This window comes from Streptomyces sp. NBC_00690, assembly GCF_036226685.1.
Taxonomy (GTDB): Bacteria; Actinomycetota; Actinomycetes; order Streptomycetales; family Streptomycetaceae; genus Streptomyces.
The window spans coordinates 3,202,134-3,215,035 of record NZ_CP109009.1; the positions used below are offsets into that span (position 1 = coordinate 3,202,134).

Genomic DNA, 12,902 nt, shown 5'->3' on the forward strand with positions numbered 1-12,902 from the left:
CCCGGGTCCCCGGGGTCCCACGAGGGGCACGGGTCCGGCAGTCCATGAAGTACGAAGGAGCAGGGGGCCGGGGAAGGTAGGGGCGATCCACCTGTGTGCGGGCCCGCACACACCGAAGGGCCGGTCGACCGTATCCACCCGGTCGACCGGCCCCTTCCTCCTGCGTCAGGCGGTGTTGACCACCTGCAAGGGCGCGGTGCTCCGACCTGGTGCCGCCCCGGTCACCACCACCCGGGCCCCGGGATGGTCGTCACGCAGCGCCGCCCGTAGCGCCCGCGCCGTCTCCGGCGCATCGACCAGCGGACAGACGCCGACGAGCGACCCGCCTCCCCCGGCCCCGCTCACCTTCAACGGCAGCCCGACGGAACGCGCCGCCTTGGTGCGCAACTCCTCCAGCAGCGGGGTGGACATCCGCTGGTGATCACGCATCGCCTCGTGGGCCCTGCTCATCGCCGCCCCGACCGCCTGGTGGTCATGGGCCCGCAGCGCCTCCCACACCGCTCCCGAAGCCTCGTCCGCGATGCGCATATAGGCGGCGAGATCGGGGTCTCCCGAGGCGAGTTGGGCCCGTACGGTTCGGATGTGACCACCCGTGTTCTTCCGGGTTCCGGAGTCCACGACGATCACGGACCAGTCGGCGGGGAACTCCATCCGTTCCTTGACCTCGGGCAGACCGACCTCCCTGCCCTCCAGCAACAGGGCGCCCCCCTCCACCACGGCGAGATGGTCCATGCCGCCGCCGTTGAAGACGGCGAACTCGAACTCGTACGCCCACTGGGCCAGCACCCGGTCCGAGAGGCGCCCGGAGGGTCCGCTGGCGTCGGTAAACGCCCGGAACAGGCCCACGATCAGCGCCGTCGAGGAGGACAGCCCGCTGGCGGAGGGCGCGGCACTGCTGGTGGTCACCGGCGGTGGTTCGGCCGGGAGTTCGGGCAGCCGCTGGCGAAGGAAGCCCCACACCTCGGCGGGCCACCCCTCGGCCGGAGCCTCGTTGACCGCCGTCGGTGCGGAGGTCTCGACCCGGGTCGGCAGGTCCAACGCCACGCTGACCGAGCGCCCGCCCAACCAGTCGAGGTCCTCGCCGGACAGACAGGCCCGACAGGGCACGTCAACACATACAGAACCAGCCGACCCAGCCGACCCGGCAGATCCGACCGGTCCGGCTGACCTGGCTGATTGGCTCGGTCTGAGCGTTTCCGTCGGCCTGACTGGTCCGGTCCTGCGCTCACCGCTCACCGCGCCTGGAACCTTCCCGTGCGCCGGAACGCGTCGTACATGTCAAGGACGACGGCCGTCGGCGGGTGCAGCGGGGCGGGTGCGTCGTCGAGTTCACGGAACTCCGCACGGCGCACCTCATCGGGGCCCGGAACCAGCCGCCCCGACCACGCTCGGGCGACGAAGCAGAGGGCGAAGCAGTGGGTGACGTCACCGTTGGGATAGGTGAGCGTGTGGACCCCGGGGTCCGAGAGCGAACCGAAGGCGATCAGATCCGCCCGGGCCACCGTGAGCCCGGTCTCCTCGGCCACTTCGCGCACCGCGGCGTCGAGAAAGTCGCCGCCCTCCTCGCAGGCGCCGGCGGGCAGTTCCCACACTCCCGTGTCGGCGCGCTGTTGGAACAGGGCACGCCCCTGTGCGTCCAGGAGCAGTACCTGTGCCCCTGGTACGAGGAGGGTCCGTGCGCCGACCTGTTGGCGCAGCGACCAGATGTAGGACCCGACGTAACTCATCGCTGCGTCACTCTCCGGACCGCGAACGGGTCCGGCGACCGCGACCGTCACACCGGGCCGGGGCGTCCCGGATCGCCCGTCACAGCGGGCGGTCGCGCTGGCGATGGGCCCGCTGTCGATCCCGCTCAGGGGGCTGGTCGAAGGGGTGCGCCGGTGGGTCGCCCCACTCCCGCCGGTCACCGTGCAGCAGGCTGTCATGCGGCGGACTCGGAGAGCCAGCGCGGCACGGCGTACGGCGTGGCGGTCAGCCATTTCACATAGCGCTCGACGCCTTCGCTGACGGGTATGCGGGCCTGCCAGCGCAGGAGTTCACGGGCACGCTCGGTGGAGGCGTATCCGCCCAGCGGGTCGCCGTCGGGGCGGGGGGTGGTGATGCACTGCGAGCCCGGGAAGTGGGGGGCGATCAACTCGGCGACCGCGCGCACCGACGTGGGCGTCCCGGTGCCGATGTTCACCGTCGCGCCGGACATCCGTTCCTCGATCAGCGCGAGTGCGGTCGCTTCGGCGATGTCCTCGACATGAACCAGGTCACGGACCTGCACGCCACCGCCGTTGAGCCGCATGGGCAGCCCGAGGCGGGCGTGCATGGCGAGCCAGGCCACCATCCAAGAGTGACTGCCGGGCTTGGGGACCTGGGGGTCGCCGTAGACCGAGAAGTAGCGCACGATCGCGTACTCGGTCGAACTCTGTCCGCCGAGGAGCAGTCGGGTCTGGTGCTCGGCCCAGAGTTTGGAGTTGGCGTAGACGGAGAGCGGGAAGGGCGTCTGGTCCTCGCTGAACATCTGCGGGCCCTCGACACCCGGTGCGCCGTCTCCGTAGACGGAGGCCGACGAAACCAGGACCAGGCGGCGCACACGGGATGCGGCAGCCTCTTCGAGGACGACCTCGGAGCCCTGGACATTGGCCTGGAAGGCGATGTCGGGCCGTCGGGTGCATGCGGCGACATCGGCGTAGGCGGCGGCGTGCACCACGAAGTCCGCACCCCGGAAGAGTCTTCGCACGGCCTGGCGGTCCGTAATGTCGCCGATGATCAACTCGGCGCCGGTACCGGCGGTCCCGAACAGTTCATGTGCGGAGTCGGGGTAGGCGTCCATACGGTCCAGTACGGTGACGTGCGCACCCGCCCGGTGTAAAAGGGCCGTGAGACGACTGCCGACGAGGCCACCGCCACCGGTCACGACCACCCGCGCCTCGCGCAGCTTCTCCAGTCGGGACAGGACGGGCTCAACAGTCGCCGTAGCCTGGCCGGCTCCGGCTCCATTCACTCCTGCGGTCATGTATTCGCCTCCGGGGGTCGACTCTCGGACTCGGTACGTGTGATCAGCATCTGTCCCCCCTGCACGGCGTGCCAGAGTGCCTTTTCGGCACTCTTGCGGCCCGGAAACCCCCGCCGTACTGTCCGGATTCGGCGGCCACGGGTCGCCTTGAACGACAACTGGACCTATGGAGGGCTTGTGACGTCACCCCGGTTGAGCGGTGTGGTGATGACCCACCCGAAACGCCGTGAAGCCGCAGAGAAACTGGCCTTGACAGCGCCTCCGGGGGCGTTACGGGTGGTGATGGACCCGGACCCGACCGGTACGCCTTCCGTCCTGCGCACGGCACTGGCCGCCTGGTCCTCGATCGAGGAAGGCGCCACACATCAGTTGGTGATCCAAGACGACATGATGTTGTCCGAAAACTTCTTCGAGAGGGTGCGTCTGGCGATCAAGGCGATGCCCGATGCGGCGCTCGCGCTGTTCGCGCTCTGGGACTCGCGCAATGGAGCCGCAGTCCGCTGGGGTGCGATGACGGGCGCCCGCTGGGTCGGCGCGGTCAATGAATACTTCCCCTGCGTGGCCATCGTCCTGCCGCGTCCGATCGCCGAAGGGTTCGTCACCTACGGCCGTGCACGACTGGGTGCGTGGCCCGATGACATCCTGATGTACCGCTACTTACGGGAGCACGATGTGCCCCGGTACGTCTCCGTGCCCAACCTCGCAGAGCACGAGGACCGCGGCAGCATCTCGGGGAACGCCTTCCGGGGGCCGCGCAGATCGGTCTGCTTCCTCCCTTCGGACCCGGTGGGCGACGAGGGTTCCCGATTGACCGGGTTGGACATGGTCCCCTTCTTCAAGAACGGTGTCGCACAATGCGCGGTGCGCATCGTCGGACCCGGTCCACGGCGCTGGCTGCACCTGGAGTGCGAGACCTATCTGGAGGGGCGCGGAGTGCCGTCCGCGCTGTTGCAGCAGGCGGGCGGCTACGGTTCGGACCCCGACAGCCGTGGGACCTGGCTGACCGCCTTCGCCATGGGACTCCATGGTTCGGCCCGGCTGGCCGATCTGACCGGGGCGTCCGGCTACGAGCCCGACCCGATCGTCCTCGCGGAGTCCCTCGCCACCATCGGTCCGGGCGGGATCAGCCACACCTCGTCCGAAGACCGGATCGCCGAACGCCGGGACGCGCTCGCCGAGGCGGCGACCCAAGGGCTCGCGGCAGGCCGGGAGAAGGCAGAGGAGATCGCCCGTCGCCGCACCCGTGGCCGCCCGGCGCCAACCGGTGCGCCGAAAAAGGGACTCGGCCCGAAATCCGTTGATGCCCCAGGGATACGGACCTCCCCCCAACCGATGGAAACACGCTCCCGACCGGAGGCCACGCCGAGGGTGAAGGCACTGGGTGTCGTCGGCTCGGCGACACCGGTCGGCGAACACATCCTCAGAGGGCTCGCGGATCGCGGCCACCCCGTGGTGGCGGTGGAGCCCGCGGAGGACCACTCGCCCTTCGACGCCGTCATCGATCTGCGGGGTCTGCGCGACACCGAAGCGACGGCGACGATCCGCATCGGCGCCGCGCCCGACGGCACCGCACCCCCGATCAGCTACACCCTGCGCGCCGGCGACCTCTACGGCCCGGGCTGCTCCCGGCACACCCTCATCGGCCAACTGGTGTGGGACGCCCTGCGCAGCCAGAGCCTGCTCGTCGAAGGGCCCGCCGATCCACTGCACCCGCTGTACGTGAGCGATCTCGCCGATGCGCTCTCCCATGCGCTGCGTACACCACCGGCCCAGAACGTGGTCACCCTTGCGGGCCCAGCGGTCACCGTGGCCGAGCTCGCCCGAACGGTGCACCGCGCGGTGCGCCCGATGCCCATCGAAGAGGCGCCGCGATCGGCGACCCACACGGTGGACAGGAACCGCGCACTGCTGACGGACGGTGCCCCGCTCCCCGGTTGGGTGCCCCGCACCGAACTCGCCCGCGGGCTGCACGGCTTCGCCCAGTGGTTGGCGTACGAGGGTGTCGCCCTGATGCCTGACTGAAGAGCCGGTCGCCTTGACGGACTCGATGAACTAGATCGAATTAGATGATCGGAGGTCGGCCGAGCGTCGTCATCCGCCACACCGTGCGCCAGCGCATCGGCCTGCGCCGGCCGCACGGTGTCCGCACGCCTTCGGCGAATCCCGCGAACCAGGGCCGCAGTCCCGACAACGAGCGGCTCCGCAGGAGCGTCAGGGCCGTCCAGACCGCGAGGTAGGTGGGCACCAGCGGGGCCGGCAGATGGCGCTTGGCCAGCCAGACCCGGTTCCTCGCGATCATCCGGTGGTAGACGGCGTGCCGGGTGGGCGCGGTCCAGGGGTGCTGGAGCACGAGTTGCGGTTCGTAGAGCACCTTCCAGTCCGCGTCCAGGGCCCGCCAGGCCAGATCGGTTTCTTCGTGGGCGTAGAAGAACTCGTCCGGCCAGCCGCCGATCTCGTCGAGCATCGGCATCGACAGTCCATGGCCGCCGCCGAGGAAGGTGGTGACATAGCCGCCGCGCATCGGGTCGGACGCGCGCAGCCGGGGCACGTGACGACGCTGGGTGCGATTGCGTTCATCGGCGATGCGGAAGCTGACGACACCCAATCGGGGGTCGTCAGCGAAGGCCGCCACCAGCCGGCTGAAGACGTCCGTGCTGATCAACAGCCCGTCGTCGTCGAGGTCGACGACGATGTCCACGTCGCCGAACTCCTTGAGTCGCGCCAGGGCGGCATTGCGCCCTCCGGTGACTCCGGCGTTCTCGGGCAATGCGACGGCGGTGACCGACTCGGGCAGCGGTGGTGGTGCAACGCCGTTGGCGACCACGACGACCCTGGTGGCCGGTAGGTCCTGGGAGGCCACGGAGTCGAGGAGAGCGGCAAGTTCCGCCGGCCTGTTGCCCATGGTCAAAATGGCGACGCCCACGCGCAGCTGACGCACAGTCGTACTCTCCGATCCTGGTGGCTGCACCGATGCTAACCGCTCGCGCCACCCGTACGATCCAGCCCCTCCCCGCACACCGGGGAGGGGCGGATGCGTCGCCCGGGCCCGGCTCAGTCGGCGAGGCGCTGGGCCCGGCGGATCGCCTCGGCCAACTCCGTCACGGCAGGGTCCTCGGTAATGTCGGCGAGCGTGGTCGCCCGCTTCCGCAACTCGTTCCAGCCGGGAGCACCCGGCAGGGAGCCTCCGCGGAGGGACTCGGCGAAGTAGGCGGCGACCGCGGTGATCTGGAACCGGTTCGACGCGCCCTGCCAGAGCGAGCCGTCCACGCCGCCGACCTCGATCGAACCCGACTTCTCGTACGGGGCACGGGTCTTGGGGTCGAGCCAGCGGACGGTTGCCGTGGCCACATGGCCGCGGGCACCCTCTTTGAGCCTGACGGCGTACAGCGCGGTCACCGTGTGACCGGGTCCCACTTCGCCGCCGTCCACCCCGTCGTCGCGGAAGTCCTCATCGGCGACGGCCCGGTTCTCGTAGCCGATCAACCGGAACTGCTGCACGTTCTGCTGGTCGAAGACCACCTGGGCCTTGGCGTCCCTGGCGCGCAGTTCCACATGGGAGGGCAGTTGGTCACGGAAGACCGTCCGGGCCTCCTTGTTGCTGGACACATAGGTGGTGTGGCCGTCGCCCTTGTTCGTGAGCCGCTCCATCAGGGCGTCCCCGTACTCACTGCCGACTCCCACTCCGAAAAGGGTGATGCCGTGGTCGCGCCGGGCGTCGGCGATCCGGTCGAGGATGCGGTCCGCGTCGGTCTCCCCGGTGTTGGCGAGGGCGTCCGAGAGGAGGACGACCCGGTTGGTGGCGCCGTTGCGCTTGCCCTCGACGGCCTCCGCATAGCCGGTGCGCACGCCTGCGGAGAGGTTGGTGGAGTCGGTCGGGCGCAGCTCGTCGATGACGTCGTGGATGCGTTCCCGGTTGCCGTCGAGCCGGGTCATGCGCAGCCGGGTCTCGGCCTTGGCGCTGAAGGTCACCACGGCGATGGAGTCGTCGTCGCGCAGTTCGTCCGTGAGCGTCCGCAGCGACTCCCGGACCAGGTCGAGCCGGCCCTCTCCGGCCATCGAACCGGAGATGTCGATGACGAAGGTGAGGGCGGCGGGCGGACGTTTGCCCGCGCGGTCGGTCGCACGGGTGGCGAGTCCGACCCGCACCAGGGACCAGTCCCCTTCGCCGGCTTCCTGCCCGCCGATCTCGCCCCGGATCTCGCCCTCGCCCGCGGTGGGGCGGGCGCCGTCGAGGGTCACGGAGAAGCCGTTGCCCCCGGGCTGCGGATAGTCCTGCCGAAAGCTGTTGATGAACTCCTCGGGCCGGACGTCCCCCGGGGTGGGGCGCTCTCCGTTCTCCAGGGTGCGGCGGGCGTATCCGTACGAGGCGGTGTCCACATCGAGGGCGAACGTGGAGAGGTAGTCGGCCGGGGGCGCGGGCTTCTCGACCATGTCGTCCGCGCGCAAGCCGTCCTGGCCGTCCTTGCGACCTGCGGCGGGCGGATTGGCGGCCGGTGGGGCGACCGTGGGGTTCCGCTGGGCTGCGCTCCCGCCCTCGCGTCGCTCCCGTTCGTCGGACGCGTCATAGGTGGAGTTGCGTTGGTCGTCGCCGCCGTCGCTGCACGCGGCGGTCAGCAGCACCCCACCGGCGAGGACGACAGCGACCGCCCCCCGGTAGGTCCTGGTGCGTATGCCCGCCCTCCTGCTGCTGGTGGGCTGGGCTGTGCCGAGCTTCATCCGGATCTCCCCCGTGTGGTTGGCGCTTGGGGATGTGACGTCCGGTGCGGCGGTTCGGACTCGCCAGGGGTGTTGCGGAACCGTCTCGATGCGGCAACGGGCAGGAATCCCGGGGCCTGCGGCTTCGGCCCGCTACAAGATGCGGGGGTGCCCTGTGGGCGACGGCGTTGCGGAATCGATTCGACCACGGAACCGTACGGGTCCGGACCCACGCGCAGCCCGTACGCGACGAGCCGCCTCCGGGTGCACCGAAGGCGGCTCGTCATGGCAGGCGGCAGCAGCCGGCCGCGGTTCTACGACACGATGTCCTTCCGGGAGAAGTTGCGGAAGGCCAGCGCGAAGAGCACCAGGGCGTAACTCACCGAGACAGCAGCGCCCTTGACCATGCCGCTCCACTCCAACTGGGGTTGCAGCGCGTCTATCCACGCGAACTGCCAGTGCGCTGGCAGTACGTCGCGCCAGGAGCCGAGGGCGGTGACCGCGTCCAGCACATTGCCGACGATGGTGAGGCCCACCGCTCCGCCGACCGCGCCCAGCGGGGCATCGGTCTTGGTGGACAGCCAGAACGCGAGCCCCGCCGTGACCAGTTGGGAGACGAAGATGAACGCCACGACCAGCGCCAGCCTGGGCAGCGTCTCCGCCGCGTCGAGGGAGCCCCCGGTGGGCAGCTTGAGCGGCCCCCAACCGTAGGCGAGAGTGCCCGTGGCCAAGGCGATCACCGGGAGCATGACCATCGCCGCCGCACTGAAGCCAAGCGCGACCGCCAGCTTGGACCACAGCAGACGGGTGCGGGGCACGGGTGCGGCCAGCAGATAGCGCAGGGAGGACCAGTTGGCCTCCGAGGCCACCGTGTCGCCGTGGAACAGCGCCACCGGTACGACCAGCAGGAAGCCCGCCGAGGCGAACAGGCAGGTGGCCGCGAAGTTGGCGCCCGATGCGGTGGCGGTGTCCATGAGGGTGATGCGGTCGTTCTCGCCGCCGTCCGGCGAGCCTCCGATCGCGAAGGCGGCGATCAGGACCAGCGGCAACGCGGCCAGGATCCCCGCCATGACCATGGTCCGTCGCCGCTTCAACTGGCGCACCGCCTCCACCCGAAGCGGCAGGGTGCGCCGGGCGCGGTAGCCGGGGGCCGAATCGATCAGCGTACTCATGCGGGACCTCCGATCAGGGTGAGGAAGGCGTCCTCCAGGCGGCGGTGCGGACCGACACCGGTCAGCGGCACGTCCAGACGTACCAGTTCGCCGATCATGTCGGTTGGCGTGGCGCCGTCGAGCCTGATCAGGAGTCCATCGTCGGTGCGGGTGGCGGAGGCGATCCCGCCGAGCGCGCCGATCTTCTCGACCACGGGGTCCGAGATCTGGACGGCGGTCGTGACGAGCAGGGTGTCGCTCTCCCCCGTGATCTCCGCGACCGGTCCGGCCTGCACCAGTCGGCCGCGGTCCATCACGACCAGATGGGTGCAGGACTGCTCGACCTCGGACAGGAGATGGCTGGACACGATCACGGTTCGGCCGCCGGCCGCGTACCGGATCATCACGTCCCTCATCTCACGGATCTGTGGTGGGTCGAGTCCGTTCGTCGGCTCGTCAAGGATGAGGAGGTCCGGCATGCCGAGCATGGCCTGGGCGATCGCGAGCCGCTGCCGCATGCCCTGCGAGTAGGTACGAACCGCTCGGGCGAGTGCGTCACCGAGCCCGGCGATCTCCAGGGCCTCCTCGATGTGGGCGTCCTCAGCGGGCCGGCCGGTGGCCCGCCAGTAGAGCTCAAGGTTGTCGCGTCCCGACAGGTGAGGCAGGAATCCGGCGCCTTCGACGAACGCACCGACCCGGGAGAGCACCGGCGCGCCCGGGCGAATGGCGTGCCCGAAGACGCGGATCTCGCCGGAGTCGGGCCGGATGAGGCCCATCAACATCCGCAGGGTCGTGGTCTTGCCCGCACCGTTCGGCCCGAGCAGGCCCAGTACCTGGCCCTTCTCCACCCGGAACGAGAGGTCCCGGACGGCATAGCGGTCGGCCGACTTGGCGTACCGCTTGGACAGGTCGGTGATCTCCAAGGGGACATCGGCGCGCGCCGGGTCCGGTGCCGGGGCGATGGCCCTGCGCCGCGCGGTGAACAGCAGACCGGCCGCGATCACGACCGCCGCGAGCGGAAGGCCCCAGGTCCACCAGGGCAACCCGGCGGCCTCGGTCTTGACGTCCGCCGCCGTGGGCACGGCGAGGGCGCTGGTGCCGCCGCCGGCGAGGCCGACCGTGTAGGAGGCGGGTGCGGTCGGCGATGCATAGCCGAGGTCGGTCGCGCTCAGGACCAGGCGCAGCCGGTGTCCGGCATCGACCTGATGGTCCACGGCGGGCAGGGTCAACTCGACCTCTTTGCCCGCGCGGGCGCCGTCGATGCGGATCGGGGCGACGAGTTGGGAGGGCAGCACCTGCTGGCGGCCGTCCGGCCCGACGTCGTACACCTTTCCGAAGAGGACGGCCGTACCGGTGGAGGAGGCCACCTTGACGCGGACCGTGGGCGAGCCGGTGATCCGTACCCCCTGCTGGAGGGGTCGGGATTCGAAGCGCGCGTTCTGACCGGGGAAGTCCAGGGAGAGACCGACGCCGAAGGAGGAGAACTGACCGAGCCCACCGCTGAGCCCGGGGACGGCGGAGATGGCGGGTGGTGACGCGCCCGCCGGATTGGAGAAGGTCTGCTCACGGCCGTTCAGGGCGATGGCCCTGGTGCCGTTTTCCAGCCCCGGGTAGCGGTCGCCGCTCGCCCCGCGAAGCAGTGCCTGCCCATCGGTGGAGTCGACGCCTCCGGTGCGGCTGACCCGGAAGGCCGGGCCCGTGTCGGCGCTCTCGTCCTCCTTGAGGTAGCGGTCGAACCATGCGTTGACCCGCCCTTGGAGACGCGCGGACTCGCCGTCGCCGCCGTCGTGGCCGCCGGAGATCCAGTCCACGGAGACCGGTGCCCCGTTGGCGCTGATCGTGCGGGCCATGGCGTCGGCGTGGGAGAGGGGGAACAGCGAGTCGGCCTGCCCCTGCATGATCAGAGTGGGGACCTTGATGCGGTCGCCCACCGCGGAGGGGCTACGGCTCTCCAGCAGATCACGGGCGGCGGCGTCGGGCACTCCGGCCGTGGCGACCCGTTCGTACATGGCGCACAGTTCGGGCTGGAACCGGCCGCAGCCGGCGGGGTTCACCGGGGTCGGGCCCGCGGCGGCACCGGCGTTCGGCTGGGCGGGCGCGCTCGGCTGCTCCGCCCTCGGCGCGATGCCGGGGGCACTCGCCGAACCGGTGGAGAAGAAGATGCCGGCCCAGAGCTTCTTGAAGACCCCGTTCGGGAAGAGGGCGTCGGCGAGGTTCCAGTAGGTGATGGAGGGGGCGATGGCGTCTACCCGGGGGTCGTGCCCCGCGGCCAGCAGGGAGATCGCCCCGCCGTACGAGGCTCCCGCCGCGCCAACCCGGGGGTCGCCATCGGCGTCGAGCCGCACTTCGGGGCGCTCCGCCAACCAGTCGATCAGCCGGGAGACGTCCTTGACCTCGAAGGCGGGATCGTTGAGACCGATCCGCCCGGCCGAGTCGCCGAAGCCGCGGGCCGACCAGGTCAGTACGGCGTAACCGTCGCGGGCCAGCCCTTCGGCCTGGGCACGCACATCGTCCTTGCTGCCGCCGAAGCCGTGCCCGAGGAGCACGGCCGGGCGTCGGTCCTTGGTGTTGCCCGCGGTGAAGTACGAGGTGTCGATCTTCGCCCCGGGCATGGAGTGCACGCGGTCCTCACGGCGTACGGTCGGGGCGCCGTCATCGGCGACCGCGGTCCAGGTGCCCGCTCCTGCGAGTACGGCGATGGCTGCGGCGCCCGCGAGCCATCGGCCGGGCGGGCGGAGCCGGAGAAGTCGGGTCTGCATGGTTGAAACCCTAAGCGGAACAGCTGTGGGCTCTCGGCTGCCGCCAGACGGAGGTGCCCGGTCTCCTCGGGGAGTAGGCGTCGACCAGGCCGTACACCAGGTGCGGTACGCGTCCCTGACAGGGACGGGAGGGGGGCGTTCCTCCTGGCGGGGGTTGACCACCGGGCGACCAGCGCCCGAGCCTTGGACCCGCTCGTCCGGATCTCCTTCGACCGACTCCGCAGATCGCGCTGAGTAATCTCGCGCCGGGCGGCCACGGCTGGGCGCCGGCACGATGTGCTGCCGAGTGCTACGCGGTGGCCCGCGTCTCTGCCTCACCGACGCGCTGAACAGCATTCGCCTGGCCGGGGGCCTCATCGGTCGGGTACGGGCGCTCGTCCGGCAGGAGAGCGGCTGCGGCGGCCAGGTCGTCGTTCTTCACCCGTGCATGGATCTCGTGCGCCAGGTCGGTCACATCGCGGATGGACACCGTCCATTCGTCCGCGTACCGGCGGGACGCCTCCCCCGCGAGCCCCAGTTGCAGCGAGCGGTACGACAGCGGCTGGATGCGCAGATCCCGCTCGGGGTCCCACTGCACCCGCGCCGGTGAGCGCTTCAACTCCCGCCGCCACTGGTTCCGGTCCGGGTGGAGCCCCCGGTCGTAGTGGGACAGACAGGAGTTCCGCAGCGCCCAGTCGAAGCCCTCGCGGGTGATCTCCACGGCGAGTACGGTCTCCTGGCCCTCCTTCAGACCCCAGCCGCAGCGGTACATCATCCAGAGGAACGACGGCTTGATCCATGTCAAGTCGTGTTCATAGTCCTTTTACAGGCGTGCTCCCTGACTCACCCCAGATAGGGGCGGTCCCGGTGCTCAAGGAAGTGCTGGATACGGAGCCGCTGGGTGTGGTGCATGGAAAGCTCGCTGAGGTCATCCGGGTGAATGAACCGCAGCTCGGTGGACTCCTCGGAGATCTTCAGCTCACCGCCGGTGACCCGGGCGGTGAAGCAGACATTGAACTGCCGGCGCACCTCACCGTCCGAGTAGGCGATCACATGGCGAGGGTCGGTGTACGTACCGACCAGCCCGGTGATCTCGACCTGAAGCCCGGTCTCCTCCTGGACCTCGCGCACCGCCGCACCGGGCAGCGAGTCCGACATCTCCATGCCACCTCCTGGCAGCGCCCAGAGATCGTTGTCACGTCGGCGCTGAAGCAGGATGCGCCCTTGCTCATCGGTGACGACGGCCGAAGCTGCGACAACGAGGTTGTTCGGCTCGGGGGCGGCGGGATCGTCGTAGTACTCGGTGCGGGGCAA

Annotated in this window: 10 protein-coding genes; 1 reads left to right on the forward strand and 9 read right to left on the reverse strand. The window is 70.2% G+C overall.

Annotated features, from left to right (window positions below):
* Positions 1 to 165: 165 nt before the first annotated feature.
* From OID54_RS14070 to OID54_RS14080, 3 genes are all read right to left on the reverse strand, one after another.
* A complete protein-coding gene (locus tag OID54_RS14070; protein WP_329019117.1) occupies positions 166 to 1,107 on the reverse strand; it encodes a GHMP family kinase ATP-binding protein in 942 nt (313 codons plus the stop codon).
* A gap of 125 nt (positions 1,108 to 1,232) precedes the next feature.
* Positions 1,233 to 1,907 carry an NUDIX domain-containing protein gene (locus tag OID54_RS14075; protein WP_329019120.1) on the reverse strand — a complete coding sequence of 225 codons (675 nt, stop codon included), beginning with the start codon at positions 1,905 to 1,907 and terminating at the stop codon, positions 1,233 to 1,235.
* A gap of 14 nt (positions 1,908 to 1,921) precedes the next feature.
* Positions 1,922 to 3,004, reverse strand: coding sequence for an NAD-dependent epimerase/dehydratase family protein (locus OID54_RS14080; protein WP_329019123.1), 1,083 nt, complete (start codon positions 3,002 to 3,004; stop codon positions 1,922 to 1,924).
* Positions 3,005 to 3,181: 177 nt separating this feature from the next.
* Here OID54_RS14080 and OID54_RS14085 point away from each other — a divergent pair, with 177 nt between their 5' ends.
* On the forward strand, positions 3,182 to 5,026 hold the full coding sequence (locus tag OID54_RS14085; RefSeq protein ID WP_329019126.1) for a hypothetical protein: 1,845 nt from the start codon (positions 3,182 to 3,184) through the stop codon (positions 5,024 to 5,026).
* A gap of 40 nt (positions 5,027 to 5,066) precedes the next feature.
* Here OID54_RS14085 and OID54_RS14090 read toward each other — a convergent pair whose 3' ends face one another.
* The 6 genes from OID54_RS14090 to OID54_RS14115 all read right to left on the reverse strand — a co-directional run bounded on the left by OID54_RS14090 (position 5,067) and on the right by OID54_RS14115 (position 12,902).
* Entirely contained in the window at positions 5,067 to 5,942 is an 876-nt protein-coding gene (locus OID54_RS14090) for a glycosyltransferase family 2 protein (RefSeq protein WP_329019128.1), read from the reverse strand.
* A 113-nt stretch (positions 5,943 to 6,055) separates the two neighbouring features.
* Entirely contained in the window at positions 6,056 to 7,720 is a 1,665-nt protein-coding gene (locus OID54_RS14095; protein WP_329019131.1) for a vWA domain-containing protein, read from the reverse strand.
* A gap of 293 nt (positions 7,721 to 8,013) precedes the next feature.
* Positions 8,014 to 8,871, reverse strand: a complete 858-nt coding sequence (locus OID54_RS14100; protein ID WP_329019133.1) for an ABC transporter permease — start codon at positions 8,869 to 8,871, stop codon at positions 8,014 to 8,016.
* Positions 8,868 to 11,609: an alpha/beta fold hydrolase gene (locus OID54_RS14105; protein ID WP_329019135.1), complete on the reverse strand. Its 2,742-nt coding sequence runs from the start codon at positions 11,607 to 11,609 to the stop codon at positions 8,868 to 8,870. Before OID54_RS14105 ends, OID54_RS14100 begins: the two co-directional genes overlap by 4 nt.
* 289 nt (positions 11,610 to 11,898) lie before the next feature.
* Complete coding sequence (locus OID54_RS14110) at positions 11,899 to 12,363, reverse strand: DUF4291 family protein (protein WP_443055773.1); 465 nt, start codon at positions 12,361 to 12,363, stop codon at positions 11,899 to 11,901.
* A 68-nt stretch (positions 12,364 to 12,431) separates the two neighbouring features.
* Positions 12,432 to 12,902, reverse strand: a complete 471-nt coding sequence (locus OID54_RS14115) for an NUDIX domain-containing protein (protein WP_329019138.1) — start codon at positions 12,900 to 12,902, stop codon at positions 12,432 to 12,434.

Excerpts from the sequence above, each read along its gene's own strand:
- OID54_RS14095 (WP_329019131.1), bottom strand. The coding sequence starts at position 7,720 with ATGAAGCTCGGCACAGCCCAGCCCACCAGCAGCAGGAGGGCGGGCATA.
- OID54_RS14080 (WP_329019123.1), bottom strand. The coding sequence starts at position 3,004 with ATGACCGCAGGAGTGAATGGAGCCGGAGCCGGCCAGGCTACGGCGACT.
- OID54_RS14110 (WP_443055773.1), bottom strand. The coding sequence starts at position 12,363 with ATGATGTACCGCTGCGGCTGGGGTCTGAAGGAGGGCCAGGAGACCGTA.
- OID54_RS14100 (WP_329019133.1), bottom strand. The coding sequence starts at position 8,871 with ATGAGTACGCTGATCGATTCGGCCCCCGGCTACCGCGCCCGGCGCACC.
- OID54_RS14105 (WP_329019135.1), bottom strand. The coding sequence starts at position 11,609 with ATGCAGACCCGACTTCTCCGGCTCCGCCCGCCCGGCCGATGGCTCGCG.